At 39.8% G+C, this 16,101-nt stretch carries 7 protein-coding genes and 2 CRISPR repeat arrays (1 of these 9 running past the window's edge); all 7 genes read right to left on the bottom strand.

The features are described from left to right. Positions 1–1,705: a CRISPR direct-repeat array (repeat unit 33 nt; unit sequence ATTTCAATCCACGCACTCCATACAGAGTGCGAC) (it extends 3,169 nt beyond the left edge of the window). A 167-nt stretch (positions 1,706–1,872) separates the two neighbouring features. The 7 genes from cas2 to cas3 are packed head-to-tail and all read right to left on the bottom strand — an operon-like array spanning position 1,873 to position 9,906. After that, the gene (gene cas2, locus AC1TO5_RS14480; RefSeq protein WP_482063532.1) at positions 1,873–2,163 is read right to left on the bottom strand and encodes a CRISPR-associated endonuclease Cas2; all 291 of its coding nucleotides are present in this window, start codon (positions 2,161–2,163) and stop codon (positions 1,873–1,875) included. A gap of 11 nt (positions 2,164–2,174) precedes the next feature. Then, on the bottom strand, positions 2,175–3,206 hold the full coding sequence (gene cas1c / locus AC1TO5_RS14475; protein ID WP_482063531.1) for a type I-C CRISPR-associated endonuclease Cas1c: 1,032 nt from the start codon (positions 3,204–3,206) through the stop codon (positions 2,175–2,177). Then, positions 3,203–3,859 carry a CRISPR-associated protein Cas4 gene (gene cas4 / locus AC1TO5_RS14470; RefSeq protein WP_482063530.1) on the bottom strand — a complete coding sequence of 219 codons (657 nt, stop codon included), beginning with the start codon at positions 3,857–3,859 and terminating at the stop codon, positions 3,203–3,205. Before cas4 ends, cas1c begins: the two co-directional genes overlap by 4 nt. Next, on the bottom strand, positions 3,849–4,727 hold the full coding sequence (gene cas7c / locus AC1TO5_RS14465; protein WP_482063529.1) for a type I-C CRISPR-associated protein Cas7/Csd2: 879 nt from the start codon (positions 4,725–4,727) through the stop codon (positions 3,849–3,851). Before cas7c ends, cas4 begins: the two co-directional genes overlap by 11 nt. After that, on the bottom strand, positions 4,708–6,723 hold the full coding sequence (gene cas8c, locus AC1TO5_RS14460) for a type I-C CRISPR-associated protein Cas8c/Csd1 (RefSeq protein WP_482063528.1): 2,016 nt from the start codon (positions 6,721–6,723) through the stop codon (positions 4,708–4,710). Before cas8c ends, cas7c begins: the two co-directional genes overlap by 20 nt. After that, positions 6,724–7,449: a type I-C CRISPR-associated protein Cas5c gene (gene cas5c, locus AC1TO5_RS14455; protein WP_482063649.1), complete on the bottom strand. Its 726-nt coding sequence runs from the start codon at positions 7,447–7,449 to the stop codon at positions 6,724–6,726. A 15-nt stretch (positions 7,450–7,464) separates the two neighbouring features. Beyond that, positions 7,465–9,906, bottom strand: a complete 2,442-nt coding sequence (gene cas3, locus AC1TO5_RS14450) for a CRISPR-associated helicase Cas3' (protein ID WP_482063527.1) — start codon at positions 9,904–9,906, stop codon at positions 7,465–7,467. A gap of 1,130 nt (positions 9,907–11,036) precedes the next feature. Next, positions 11,037–15,840: a CRISPR direct-repeat array (repeat unit 32 nt; unit sequence ATTTCAATCCACTCACCTACGTGAGGTGAGAC). Positions 15,841–16,101: the final 261 nt, after the last annotated feature.

Genomic DNA, 16,101 nt, shown 5'->3' with positions numbered 1-16,101 from the left:
ACGCACTCCATACAGAGTGCGACGTTTAAGTCATTAATTAAATGGTGGTGATGATGTATTTCAATCCACGCACTCCATACAGAGTGCGACGTAAGCGGTTGTGTACATCCATCAATACCTCGGCAGATTTCAATCCACGCACTCCATACAGAGTGCGACCACGCAACACTTATTGCGTCTGTATATGCCATTTTATTTCAATCCACGCACTCCATACAGAGTGCGACGGTATAACAACATAGTCGTTGTTCTCTCCATCCTTATTTCAATCCACGCACTCCATACAGAGTGCGACCAAATGATTGCAGATGGTGTTGATAAATTAACTATTTCAATCCACGCACTCCATACAGAGTGCGACCAATTTTTCGGTGCCATTGTTGTTGGCTTCTTTAATTTCAATCCACGCACTCCATACAGAGTGCGACATGATCAAGTGTATTTTGAGGATAAAGGTGATGCAATTTCAATCCACGCACTCCATACAGAGTGCGACGAAACGTTTGAAGATTTTATTGAGATATCAAAGATTTCAATCCACGCACTCCATACAGAGTGCGACGTATCTATGTAACTGCCATTGATACGGCAGGAAATATTTCAATCCACGCACTCCATACAGAGTGCGACGAGTATTGCTATTGGGAGTGTTGTTTAAATGATGAATTTCAATCCACGCACTCCATACAGAGTGCGACAGCAATTTTTTTGCCAGTAGCTAGAATAGTGTGATTTCAATCCACGCACTCCATACAGAGTGCGACAGGTGATTTTCTTGCTTAACGATATGTTACTAGTAATTTCAATCCACGCACTCCATACAGAGTGCGACCGGTCAATGAAGTTTGGTATGAGTATAAAGCTAGTATTTCAATCCACGCACTCCATACAGAGTGCGACCGTAAGCGGTCATTTTCTCTCAGATCGCATAGTAATTTCAATCCACGCACTCCATACAGAGTGCGACTCTCAACGAAATTTGGAGTGAGCTATTAGATGAAATTTCAATCCACGCACTCCATACAGAGTGCGACCAGAAACGGATTGCTTGAACTTACCACGTAGCCAATTTCAATCCACGCACTCCATACAGAGTGCGACCATAGATAGCAACTCAGCATCATCAACTTTTACAATTTCAATCCACGCACTCCATACAGAGTGCGACGGCATACATATTATTATCACTGGTGAAGGTTGTAATTTCAATCCACGCACTCCATACAGAGTGCGACCGGGCCGAGCTTAAGCGTTATACGATTTTCAAATTATTTCAATCCACGCACTCCATACAGAGTGCGACCGGTAGATAAAAAGAAAGAGCTGCTAGTCACATGATTTCAATCCACGCACTCCATACAGAGTGCGACCTTGAATAATATATCAACAAATCTAACAGAAATATTTCAATCCACGCACTCCATACAGAGTGCGACAGAAAATGTGGTTGACGTTGGTTCTGATGATATTATTTCAATCCACGCACTCCATACAGAGTGCGACGCGGCTGTCGCCTTGTTTATCTTTGGTGGCATACTATTTCAATCCACGCACTCCATACAGAGTGCGACAAGAGCAAAAGACATTGATTCCACTACATATCGAATTTCAATCCACGCACTCCATACAGAGTGCGACACTAATGTCAACAGCTGTTCGTATATCATGGTCAATTTCAATCCACGCACTCCATACAGAGTGCGACTGCGAAAAATCATTATATAAGCGTATATTCAATCACTTTATAACGAAATACATCTATTTTTCCTAAAAAACACTCACTTACTCCTCATTAATACCCACTTTATGGATATTTACTACTTGAATTCAGTGCGAACCGCCCAGACTTTTCGTATGTGCTTCAGGTTCGCACTAAAATATTAACGGACCTTCAACGTCGAGACTTGGCTTCGCACCGATATGTTTGACCTTTTGTTTATGGTTGTTTCCTAGTATATAGAATCTTAAACTATCAGTGGATGGATCAATCAATTGTTCTAACTCTATTTCTAGCCTTTTAAATTGTGCTGCATCTACAATACATTCGAAGACTGAATTTTGTACACGTACACCGAAGTCTTCGCATTTTTTCGCGACCATCCTCAATCTTCTTTTACCGCCATCTGACATTGTACTCACATCATACGTAATCAATACTAGCATTATATAGACACTTACTTCCACAAAAATGGTGGGTATGCATCAATATCACCTCTTATAAATCGTGCCAACAGCAGAGCTTGTGCATGCGGGACAAGTCCCCAAGATATTTTTTCTTTTAAGAATGGATGTGTAATCTTCTCTTCTTTTCTCTCTTTCCACAACTCTAGTATCTTTCTACGTGCATCATCAGTCATAAGTACGGCTCCGCTTTCTTTTTTGTGGAAATCAGAAGCCTGTACTTGTTTCAAATTAATTAAAGAAAGAACGAATCTGTCAGCATAGACACTTCTCAATTCTTCCATCATGTCAAGCGCAAGCGACATCCTTCCTGGACGATCTCGATGTAGGAACCCAACATAAGCGTCTAAGCCAACACCTTCTAAAGCCGCTCCTACCTCGGTAGATAGCAATGAATAAGTAAATGATAAAAGTGCATTAACGTTATCCAGTGGTGGTCTTCTATTTCTCCCTTTGAAGTAAAAATCCCGCTTCTGCTGTAAAATCATATCGTCAAACAACGCAAAGTATGCGCTAGCCGCATTTCCTTCTATACCTCGCAGCACTTCTAGATCATCAATAGTCATCAGTTGTTGCATTGATTCTGTTAAATGTGCTGATACCCTCTTAAATCGATCCACATCTATGCGAAGTGCATGATCTCTTGTCATTCGCTCTAAAGTCCATTTAGCATTGTACAACTTTCCAATTAGAAAATGTCTGGCAATATGTGCACTTTTCATCTCGTTATCAGAAATTCTATATTGCGTCTTCCTTAATATAACATTTCCATTAGACGGTCCTATTACTCTTGCCCTGAATCGACCATTACTTGTTAGAAATACAACTGCGATATTCCTTTCTACACAAGCAGCCATTAGCGCAGGACTCGCACCTTGATGTCCAAACGTACAAATGGTTTCTACATTGTGCAACGGTACTCGACCAATCGTTTCATCATCTTTAATAATGGCGATGTTCTCGCCTTTCAAAGCAAGGTATGCATCAGGTGTGGTGATATATATCGTATTTAACAGTTTTCTCATTCTGCTAACATCCTTTTCATATATCGTGTGACAGATTCCTTCGTTAACAATTCTGGCAAGCAAATATGACGTAACGAACAGCTCTCGCAATGCTTCCCTGTTTTCACACGAGGTGTATGCCGCCTTACATAGTAATCATGCATGCGTTGAGCAGTTTGTCTAATATTATTTTTCAATTCTTCTGTTATTTCAATTTCCACACGACGCCTTGTTTCATGATAAAAGAGGTACCCTAGCGTAACCGTACAATATAACATATCCTCTAAACAAATGGCTTGCGCTACAAGTTGAGATATATCGGATAGATCTTTTTTAGGCTTGCCTCTTTTATATTCAACTGGTATCGGTACATATGTCCCTGCTTCATTCTGGAGCGGTACACCGAGAGGATCTTTATGAAACTCTACCACGTCACAAATTCCTGTAAGTCCCATTTTTGATGAGTGTACAGGTAATCCACGTACATAAATGACATCTTTTCTCTTTTCTCTAATGAAGGGATCATCTGCTTTTTCATGCAGATGACTACCCTCGATAGTGAGCACATTTTCTTGCCATTCCTGTTCAATATGGATCAGCGCCCATTGTCTTTCACAAAACTCGAAATGCTGAATGCCTGATAATAGGAGAAGTTCAGATGCATCATAGTCCATTGTATCTTTCCACGAGTAGACCCTCAAGCTCATCTACCGTGATTTCATAGTCATTGATCGAGCTCGGAATTTTATCTTCTTCTTTCAATTCTACCTTAACTGAACGATGGACCTTAGCAGAGGAATACTGACCTAATTTCGAGTTATGCTCCCACCAGAATACTTTATTCACTTCCATACTTCCATCCGGTCTAGCTGAAGACGAATCATTTGCAAATAATGTTATCAATGCTTGCTTCAGCTTCTCGCCATCCTCTTCCGAGAATCCTGTTCGCTCAGCTAATTGCGGATTGATACTTCCACAAAATACGTATACCCCAAAATCAACGCGATGCTTCATCCCCATCGTATCGGAAGTCTTTTTACTAGGATCCTTATCATTCGTCGTAGAATTAACACTTTTCGTAATTTGCATACTTGTAATTTCCACTGGACTAACACTCGTAGCCGCATGAATAGAGACAGGACCTCTCACTCCAACGGAAACATCCGTTCCTTTAAATGCAAATACTTGTCCAAATGCTCGAACATCATACCATGCTTTACTTGCATTTATTTCAATTAATTCTTCTTTATTCGCAGTTTTATTATTCTTAGCAAAGTATGGAGCAATGACTTCGTTACTCTCTACACGAGCCAAAATGCTACGATAGCCGTCAGAACGCCGTTCGTCGGATTGTACTAAAATAGCTTCCCCTGCATCTTGCAGCCGATTACGAAGCTTTCGCTTAATTGCGACATCAGATACCTCTCCGTGTCCATTATAATCTTGACGAGGACGGTTTCCATTTAGTGGATCACCGTTTGGATTAGCTTTGTCTACAGTAAATACAATAGCGAAGTCGATTTTATTTTGAATTGGATTCATCGATTATCTCCTCTTTCTTTTCTTTTTTTGTGTAAAGCTCCTTCACTTGACTACTATAACCAAGTAAAAATAACGGTCCTAAGGCATCGTTATTCATATCTTTAGCTTCAATACGATCCTCAATATCTCGAATTAACTTATTATAATAAGACATGTCTTCCCCTTGATTTACTTGATAGGGATGGATTTGTTTACGGATCGTCATCCATGTACGTGCTGGACGTTGGGAAAATGCATTGAAATACCGTAATGCATTCGTTGCACGTCTCTCTCCACGGCGATGTAACTCATTACGCTCAAGCACTTCTGCCACGCCAAGCAATCTGCCAAATAAATAATCACGTGTTGGATTTACTTCATCTAATGCCATATCGATCTCCTCCGTTTCATATTGTTTGCGAATCAATGCACAAGCGATGTTCAATGTCCTTTGCCAATCACCTGTCGCACTTAATAAATCATCTTCGAAGCTCATTGGATTTCTAACTCGATTAAAGATCGTTCTTACGATATCTTTAGGTATTACCGCACGGTCAACGATGCAAGGCAGCAGTCGCGTATACAATTCCTTTTTAATTTTAGGATCTGCTCTGTCACCATAGACTGACTCAACAATATGGTATGTCGATGGTGTTCCGAGATAATTTACTACCTTGCCCGAATCCTTATCATAATAAGTCTGATACCACTTACACGTATTATGCCAATGAGATAAACTTTCGATAAATAGCTTACTATCTAACTCTTGATAATACACGATTGCTAATCTACCGGTAGTTGCGGCATCAACAGCCATAACAATAGCATGATCTACATCTTCCAAATTCAGATTATGCTTCATTCCTTTAAATGCTAGTTGAACTTGCTCAGCGACGATAAGCTTGGTATCATCTCCTGCAATCACATTATTAGATGACAGTACAGACTTTAGTCCAAGCTCCAGTTCATTCAATTCCTCTAGGTTTGTCACTTCTTCCGACTCATTCAGGCTCTTCAATAAATCCAACGATCCGTGAAATGGTTGTACCAGCTCTGATTCCCTGATTCCGAATGTAATAAAATTCCGTGTATCCGCACGAAACCCTTGCCGTTGAATGAGCCATCTTAACGCACTATGTGCTTTCTGTGATACATCGTATCCGATCTGGACAGCTTGAATCGGAAGCTCGAAACGACCACGATACGTAAAACCTTTGTCATCATTAGAAGAAATTAACTTGGACATGTCTCCTGCATTTCGTAGTCTTGATCCATGCTGTTCTGCCAATATTGTAAACTTACCACTTATGTAACAGATTCCTTTGGCAGCTGTTTCTTCCATCCTATGAGCAAGATATTTTTGAAAGGTATGAAATAACTCTGTATCCTCCCACACTGGAGGATCGGCTGCATATTCGCTTAATATATTAAAGCGTACTAGCGACTCGCTACTATCCCCGGTTACAGTTTTATAAATATCAGGTTTATCAATTCCGTATTTTGTATCGTCCCGACTTGTCCACTTTTCGATTAACTTGTCAGTCTCATCTATAAACAGAACCTTTGCTGCAATCAGATCGCGGATAATATGACCATGCTTCACATAGTTGTAAATCAGTTCAACCTTGGGATGTGAGAACTCACTTGCCACCCAATCTTTCATTTGATTAATATATTGTGTGTAATTATCTGCACGTTTTTGTTCCCCACCATACTTCATATAATCTGCTGCGACATAAAACAACTTATCATGTATGAAGTGACCCGCTACCTTTGCTCCAGCGCGATTAGCAGAATCTAGCGTTGCCGGTACAATCGTTCGTGCTTCTTCTTTTTGTACAACCTTTGCCTTAAAGAAATTCCCCTCACGATCTAATGTCACTTCAATTTGAGCACTTTGAGTTACATGAGAGATTGGCAATAAAGTGAAACGCTGACCCTCACCCCGCGTTTTAAATACTCCTACTTCATCGGTATTGTTTTCATAAACATCGTGCAAACGTTTCATCCAACTCATTTATTCACCTCCCTCTTGAAAAATTTCGGAATATTCTTCCTCTATAGACTTCAGATTCTTACCTAGTATAAATGATTTGAGTTCCTTCTCTTTAATAGGACGAACAGCCAAGCAGACTTCAGGTCTATCGAACTCAATAACACCATTTTTCATTGTAGGATTACAAATCCGTGCCTCTAACTCATTTTTCCCAGTCTCATCCGGGTAGTTAAATCCATGAAACATTGGTCCAAAATTAATGTCACCATACTGATCATAATAGCCTTCACCGCTATCGAAATCACAGGCTTCAACATAACCCTGGCACTCTCTACTCCCAAGAAAAATATCTCGACGTCCTCCACGTTGAACAGCCCGCACAGCTATGTTATGATGCTTATGCTCATTGCGATCATGCTCAAGATCTTCACGATGTTCATTAAATTCAAAATATGCACGAACTTGATAGGATGGATTTCGCAAATAGGTGTAATAGGCTAGTTCATTTTTTTCGCTATCATATTTAGTAGGACGTAATCCCTTCACTTCTGTTTGTATTGGATTAATAACTCTCACTCGATCGATATACCAAATGATAGTCGGCTTCCAATAGATCGATTCGACAATTCCTTTTAGCGCTTGATAGGTTGGAATTTGATACGTAAACTTTTCCCCTCCAATTTTCGTTTCAGGGCTAGTAAACAGAGCATATTTTCCATGTACAATAAATTCAATACTATTTCTCATCATTTCTCACCTCCTTCAAAAAATAGGTAAATTCCATTCCCCTTCACCAGAAAGAGACAGACCAAATTCCTTATGATAGCCATTATCTCTAAGTGCGTATATCCCCTCATTATGCAGTGGATAGATCAAATCCTCATGAACTAGCTGACGTAACGTATGACTATATACGTTGACACTATATAGCTGCGCTGTTTTCAACAAACGATTCAATTTATCATAATCGCGCACCTCCTCATTGAGATCTGCAATTAAATTTCGACCTTCTCCTTTATATGGCACTAAGATACCTGTTGTCGGGGCTTCGATCACTTCAAAGCGAGACTCTAGCGTCTTATACATTGATCGCACTGAAGTTTGAGGCTTCTCTTTCGATGGTGCCTGAACGTACTTTGCACAGTCGTCAATTAATTGAATAAGCGGGATGTCGAGCTTGCTATCCGACATTCGAATCGTTCTTGCTGCCTTCGCTAAATAGTAATCAAAATACGTCTGAATCGCTGCCGGGCTAAGCAAATCATCTGCTAATTCCTTTCGAGTTAGCACATCTTCTTCGGTTACTCTCTGACCCAATGCGATCTCTGGTAATCGCGATAAACTCTCATCCTGTGCACGAATGATATATACAGTCCCTTGTGCATACTCAGCATTACGATTGCAGCGACCTGCTGCCTGAGCAATAGAATCTAGTCCAGCTAGTGAACGAATTACACATTCGAAGCTAATATCTACCCCGGCCTCAATGAGTTGTGTACTTATACAGATTACTTTCTCATCACTAGATTTAAGTTTCTTCTTGACCTCTTGTAATATATCTTTTCGATGCTGCGGACACATCGATGTACTTAGATGGTATACGCTATGTCCTGTCGATTCCTTCATTTCATGATAAGCGTTTAGAACTGCTTTTTTAGTATTCAAAATAATAAGAACTGATTGCTTATCTGCTAATTCCTTTAAAGCAAAACTACTTATATCGGTCGCGGTCCATCCTTCCGATGTTATTTCGCTTTTAATGCTTACTCGTTGAAACGCTTTCACGACATTCAATAAATCCTTGACCATTTCAGATTTTGAATGCATTAGCAGTGGGTAGGCTGTAGTTGTAAGTGAAGGCTGTGTAGCTGTGCATAATACAATGCTGCTTTTTCCAAAGTAATGCAAAAAGTTAACTGCACTATTAAATAAAGAAATATGCTTAACAGGGACAGATTGTACTTCATCAAAAATAACAACGGCATTGGCTAGATTATGCAATCTACGTGCCTTACGAGTCCCCTTCCCATAGAATGTATCCAGAAATTGTACCATCGTCGTAAAAATAATCGGGTGATCCCAATTATCACGAGCTAGCTGCATTTTTTTCTGCGTAGACTTTTGGTAATAATCCAACTGATCATCGCCTGTCGCATCATCAATGACATTCGCATGATGCTCCAAAACCATGTCCCTATTCTTAATAATTTCCCGTACAGCATCCGCATTTTGTTCCAGTATGGTTGTGTATGGAACGACATAGATGATTCTATCCTTTTCTATCCCCTCTAATTGTACGTGCTTTAATGCATATCGTAGACTCGCAAATGTTTTACCTCCTCCGGTAGGTATTGAAAGTTGGTAAATAGATGAAGGCTCTTCTGCCAATCGATCACATTGTTCTGACATTGAAGCGCGCAGTTCGTTGATTGGATGTGATACCTTTGAATCTGTTGCCCATTCTTGTACTTTTTCTATCAGATTCTCATAACTCTTTTTGAAAAACTGCTGATGAGACGAAAATAAATCCGATTGATCTTCTTCATCAAATCGGCGAGAATCTGTGCGATCCGCATCAATAAGGCAGCTAAAAATATATTTCATCAAAATGCTATAGTAAACAAAATCAGAGATCGGGGTTGTGCTCTGCCATTGCTCCTTTAATTGTAGTAGCTTCAATAAAAATGTTTTCATTTCCTTCAACGATTCTTGATAAAGTTCCTCAACTCTCTCTTCATTACCTGTGATGCCCAAAAAGGTAGTACATACTTCCTCATAATAAGGGAGATCTTCCCTACACACTCTTCTAAAATAGTCCGATTGACTTCCATCCGTCTGCACAAAATTTTGCAATCCCGAGTGATGTGAAAGGATAACCATCCCTACTATTTCAATAACTATATTCGATATCATTTCATTTAATTGTTTTGGTGAACCGACATAATATCTTTCATATAAATATTTCGCTCCTGCAGATGAATGATCAATTTTTTCTAGTGGCACCCCTGTCTCTTTCACCGCATTTTCAATATATGTACTGAAGGCTTCCGTATTTTTTCCCATATCATGCAAGAAACCAGCCAACTCAGCCATTCTCTGAACATTTATCTTATTCCCATGTTTCCCCGAAATAAATGATACCGCCTCCAAATGTTCCTGTACCGTCTGTTCTTTATAATCCGATTTTCTCATATGAGCAATCATGACAACTCTCCTTATTTATAACTGATAAAATTATTAACAGTAAATAAGACTTTTTTTGTGAAGTGAATCTTCTAGAATTGATGAAATTCCTACATTCTATTGCTACATCGCTTATGAACCAATAATCTTTCAATTAAAAGGATCACTTTCTGACGCTTTATAATAGTTTGTTCGTTTTTAGATGATAAGAGGTCACTCATTGCTCATACCGAATATTTGTCTCAATTACGCTTGATGATCGTTATCTTCGACCAATAATAAGTACAGCTTGCTGTAAAATATCACTTTCAGCTCGGTGGCACTGATCCTTTTCCTGCAAAGCAATGATTTCATTCTTGCTTAGCCGAACCATTTCTTTTTTTTGAAATCATCGATATAATTAAGGCGTTGTCTTGACATATTAGATCGCTCCTCCACATGTTTTATTCATTCTATTAACCCTTATTTTTCTATCCAATCAAGTATAGCTAATCCAGATTGTCTACTCTTAGTCCAGCAATGCTCGAAGTTCATTGCACTAGTATCAGATATATTAATAAAAGTTGGATAAACTTAATGGTATCTTAGGGAATGTTGATAAACAATCTATAGTCGACTTTTTTTTATTTCTATATATTATTATATATAGAAATTAATAATAACCATAATATAGACTATTTATTTAATAAAGTCAATATTACGTAAACTACCAATACTCATATCCATTATGTGTTAATTCATCTTATTAATTACTCTTTCGACATCAGCTCACCTTATCCCCCTTGAATTCGACAATTTTCCGTAATTTTATAATCTAATTTTAATGAAGCATATGCTGAACCCTAAATTTCAAAAAAATAATCATATTAATTATATTTGCTAAAGATGCTATTAGCTATCGTCTGTTGAGAGAGGTATTCAATTACACTTGCAGTGTTATCAATAGAAAAAGACCTTTTTTACTTAAAAGTAAAAAAGGCCTGTTTTCCTTCATATAAAATAATATATATTTTCAATCCACACACCCCGTTCGAAGTGCGACAAGTAACTTTAGTATTGTATCATGTTTTTAATGAATATCAATCCATTCATCGACGAAAGACGCGACTGAATTATCATACATTGATTTGAAACCATTCGGAGGTACTTTTTTTTCAATCCACTCACCTACGTGAGGTGAGACTACTCTTGTCTATCTGATTGATTACCGGTATACCATTTCAATCCACTCACCTACGTGAGGTGAGACGCTAGTACAGATTACATCATTACGATTGAAGATGATTTCAATCCACTCACCTACGTGAGGTGAGACTTCAGAACTAAGTATGAGGATTACATTGCAAGAGAATTTCAATCCACTCACCTACGTGAGGTGAGACTTAGACCAACATATACGCCTGTATTCCAAGAAACAATTTCAATCCACTCACCTACGTGAGGTGAGACTAAGCTTCTAGATGATTCTTTCCCTGGACGTAACATTTCAATCCACTCACCTACGTGAGGTGAGACGATTAATGCTAGATTCAGAGAAGGTTACACGCTTATTTCAATCCACTCACCTACGTGAGGTGAGACTCTGCAATCATTTGTTCAATCTTATTTTCATCGGCCATTTCAATCCACTCACCTACGTGAGGTGAGACGGAAATGTTCAGTGTGTATCGAAAAGGGTTTATGATTTCAATCCACTCACCTACGTGAGGTGAGACGTGTAGCAAGTTTTCATCTAGTCGTGGATGATAAAATTTCAATCCACTCACCTACGTGAGGTGAGACTTACCGTTTGGCGACGTTAATTAAGGTAACGAGAATTTCAATCCACTCACCTACGTGAGGTGAGACTTTAGCTGCTTCACCGTCAATGTGTTGCGTCCTCGATTTCAATCCACTCACCTACGTGAGGTGAGACAGGATTATACTTATACGCCGTCTGGAGACAACGATTTCAATCCACTCACCTACGTGAGGTGAGACACTGGCTTATATTCAAGGTTATTTACGTTGGGAATTTCAATCCACTCACCTACGTGAGGTGAGACATTTTTGCAAAAGATGTAATCGTAGAATTCTTGATTTCAATCCACTCACCTACGTGAGGTGAGACTGGGCAGACATTGAGGCGAGCGGTAACAAAGTTATTTCAATCCACTCACCTACGTGAGGTGAGACAAAGTGGGGAATTTGCCGATAATGTAGAGTTTTTGATTTCAATCCACTCACCTACGTGAGGTGAGACTTTAAGGATGATTCAGAAGTAAAACCATATATACAATTTCAATCCACTCACCTACGTGAGGTGAGACCTCAAACGGAGTAGATCCTATAAAGAGATATGACGATTTCAATCCACTCACCTACGTGAGGTGAGACTGCTAATAGATATGCAGAGTTTAACGCTAGTTGATTTCAATCCACTCACCTACGTGAGGTGAGACTAGAACGAGAAAATTATAGATTTATTCGTGATGAATTTCAATCCACTCACCTACGTCAGGTGAGACCCAACGGATATCACTTGGCTCATAGAGCAACTAGAATTTCAATCCACTCACCTACGTGAGGTGAGACGTATTACAAAGGCGGTGAGTGAGATGGCTAAACATTTCAATCCACTCACCTACGTGAGGTGAGACGGTGAGGCTAATAAAAACGAGCGAATGGGGATATGATTTCAATCCACTCACCTACGTGAGGTGAGACGTTGTACGATGTGTTAAAGGGAAAGTGGCGCAGGAATTTCAATCCACTCACCTACGTGAGGTGAGACACGGCAGCAAGAATATTTTCAACAGTAGCACAAGGGAATTTCAATCCACTCACCTACGTGAGGTGAGACGTTGGCGGCATACACGACAGAGTTAAATGTCATTAATTTCAATCCACTCACCTACGTGAGGTGAGACTGTTATTAGTGCTTTTAACTGTAACGCCCATTAATTTCAATCCACTCACCTACGTGAGGTGAGACAATACCTGGTATTACTTTCATGCCGTCATCTGTCGATTTCAATCCACTCACCTACGTGAGGTGAGACGATATTTTTACATTTACGACAACGGATTTACCAGTAATTTCAATCCACTCACCTACGTGAGGTGAGACGTCGTAGACGTAGCTAACTGGTTCGTCAACAATTGATTTCAATCCACTCACCTACGTGAGGTGAGACGCTGTTGAGAAGGTGGATTTCTCTTTTGTAAAAATTTCAATCCACTCACCTACGTGAGGTGAGACCCGATAATGCAGGATTAAGCGGCGTTGTCAAACGATTTCAATCCACTCACCTACGTGAGGTGAGACTTATCTAATTCGGTTAACCGTAGCTGATGATGGTATTTCAATCCACTCACCTACGTGAGGTGAGACGGTAATGAAAATAGCGTTTGGATCTCCATATAGTATTTCAATCCACTCACCTACGTGAGGTGAGACCCCTTTTTTTTATTTTAATAGGAGCTGATGAAATATTTCAATCCACTCACCTACGTGAGGTGAGACAAAATTCATTCGTCTTATTCGGTGGTGGTGTTGGATTTCAATCCACTCACCTACGTGAGGTGAGACGTGCTTTATTTGTATCAGTACCTTTAACTAAAAATATTTCAATCCACTCACCTACGTGAGGTGAGACGCACAATACGCCGCCGATGCAACAACGACTAAAAAATTTCAATCCACTCACCTACGTGAGGTGAGACACATGCCGCACCCCCAACCTAAACATAGCGATCACGATTTCAATCCACTCACCTACGTGAGGTGAGACAAAAGTTACCTTGTCCGACGATACCGCCACGGTGATTTCAATCCACTCACCTACGTGAGGTGAGACAACCTCCGTTTTTATATAAACTTCGCCTTAAATTCATTTCAATCCACTCACCTACGTGAGGTGAGACTGACGGCATATACATGCTGCTATCTCCAATATTCATTTCAATCCACTCACCTACGTGAGGTGAGACGATTAGTACGAGATCAATCATTATACGCTAAACATTTCAATCCACTCACCTACGTGAGGTGAGACAGATTAGTACGAGATCAATCATTATACGCTAAACATTTCAATCCACTCACCTACGTGAGGTGAGACGCTCCGCTAACTAGTGCTTATACAATGCAATACTGATTTCAATCCACTCACCTACGTGAGGTGAGACTATCAAACGGAAAGACTATGATCCACACGATGAATAATTTCAATCCACTCACCTACGTGAGGTGAGACCGAAGGGGATTGGAGTTGTATATTTCCCTTGGGTGATTTCAATCCACTCACCTACGTGAGGTGAGACCTGACAAATTGTTTGTAACCGAAACTAACATCGATTTCAATCCACTCACCTACGTGAGGTGAGACTATGAGTTTATAGAGTCTATTTACCCTACACAATCATTTCAATCCACTCACCTACGTGAGGTGAGACACGGACAACAGATTGGCACAAACAAGAATGTAAAATTTCAATCCACTCACCTACGTGAGGTGAGACCATTAACGATGAAAGTATACGAACTCACACTTAATATTTCAATCCACTCACCTACGTGAGGTGAGACTATGAGGGGCGCTGCATATAAAACGATGACGCTGATTTCAATCCACTCACCTACGTGAGGTGAGACAATTAGATAAATTTACAGATGATCAAGTGTATTTTATTTCAATCCACTCACCTACGTGAGGTGAGACAATTCATAATGAAGATGATGTTATTGCAAGTGTTATTTCAATCCACTCACCTACGTGAGGTGAGACCTTAAAGATATGATTAAATGGTGGTGAAAAAATGATTTCAATCCACTCACCTACGTGAGGTGAGACAAAAAAAGACACTGCGGAAACAGTGCCTTCAAGAATTTCAATCCACTCACCTACGTGAGGTGAGACACGGAAGCTTCCAGGCTTAGAAATGTTAATCGAAATTTCAATCCACTCACCTACGTGAGGTGAGACTAGCTAGTGCGTTGCACGCTGCTGGATACAATGAAATTTCAATCCACTCACCTACGTGAGGTGAGACATCATCTGTAAATTTATCTAATTGTATATTCGATATTTCAATCCACTCACCTACGTGAGGTGAGACGATATTGAAGGTGAATTCGATGGGTTGACACCAATTTCAATCCACTCACCTACGTGAGGTGAGACTCAAAGGAAGATAGTACATTACTTTTGCTGGACATTTCAATCCACTCACCTACGTGAGGTGAGACGGGATATGAAACGGTAAAATTAACAAATAAAGTTATTTCAATCCACTCACCTACGTGAGGTGAGACGTAATGACGGAACAGCGACAGTGTTTTACGAGGCATTTCAATCCACTCACCTACGTGAGGTGAGACAATTTGGCGAAAAAGGCAAGCTAATCAATCACTGATTTCAATCCACTCACCTACGTGAGGTGAGACACTACTTCGGCTGTAGATTTTACAGCATTTACGATTTCAATCCACTCACCTACGTGAGGTGAGACCATGGGATCACTAAAAGGTATAGCCCCCTTTAGGGATTTCAATCCACTCACCTACGTGAGGTGAGACCATGATTTAATTGCGTTCAATCGTCAATATAGAATTTCAATCCACTCACCTACGTGAGGTGAGACCTAAAACAAGTATCAATCTTTCTAATGATACTACTATTTCAATCCACTCACCTACGTGAGGTGAGACGAAATCTGCTATAGATATATCCAATAGTCACTTATTTCAATCCACTCACCTACGTGAGGTGAGACCATTCACATCGCTAAACAAGTCGGAACACTGGAAATTTCAATCCACTCACCTACGTGAGGTGAGACGGGATATGAAACGGTAAGGTTAACAAATAAAGTTATTTCAATCCACTCACCTACGTGAGGTGAGACGCTAAAAGTTCTATTTTCATCTGATCACCTCATAATTTCAATCCACTCACCTACGTGAGGTGAGACTGCGAATATCGAAGAAAATGATCTCAATATCCGCTATTTCTTTAACAAACTATCAAAATACCCTACTATCTATCACTAATTGAGATCAATACACTCAGGTCCAATCTTTATATAGCGAAAAACGTGGTGCGAAACTACTAGTAAATACATGTGAGCTTAGCATTCGCACCAACAGAATGTTCACAGTAGTATTATTAACAGTTCGATATCAAGCAATGATGACGGACCTTACTTATCAAGTGTCAAATAGAATTTTTCTTC

This window comes from Paenibacillus sp. Y930, from assembly GCF_056786375.1.
This window is presented reverse-complemented; position numbering and strand designations above follow the sequence as displayed.

Bases quoted from the DNA above. Each gene is read 5' to 3' on its own strand.
- cas8c (WP_482063528.1), bottom strand. From the start codon at position 6,723: ATGAGTTGGATGAAACGTTTGCACGATGTTTATGAAAACAATACCGAT.
- cas7c (WP_482063529.1), bottom strand. From the start codon at position 4,727: ATGAATCCAATTCAAAATAAAATCGACTTCGCTATTGTATTTACTGTA.
- cas3 (WP_482063527.1), bottom strand. From the start codon at position 9,906: ATGATTGCTCATATGAGAAAATCGGATTATAAAGAACAGACGGTACAG.
- cas4 (WP_482063530.1), bottom strand. From the start codon at position 3,859: ATGGACTATGATGCATCTGAACTTCTCCTATTATCAGGCATTCAGCAT.
- cas1c (WP_482063531.1), bottom strand. From the start codon at position 3,206: ATGAGAAAACTGTTAAATACGATATATATCACCACACCTGATGCATAC.
- cas2 (WP_482063532.1), bottom strand. From the start codon at position 2,163: ATGCTAGTATTGATTACGTATGATGTGAGTACAATGTCAGATGGCGGT.
- cas5c (WP_482063649.1), bottom strand. From the start codon at position 7,449: ATGAGAAATAGTATTGAATTTATTGTACATGGAAAATATGCTCTGTTT.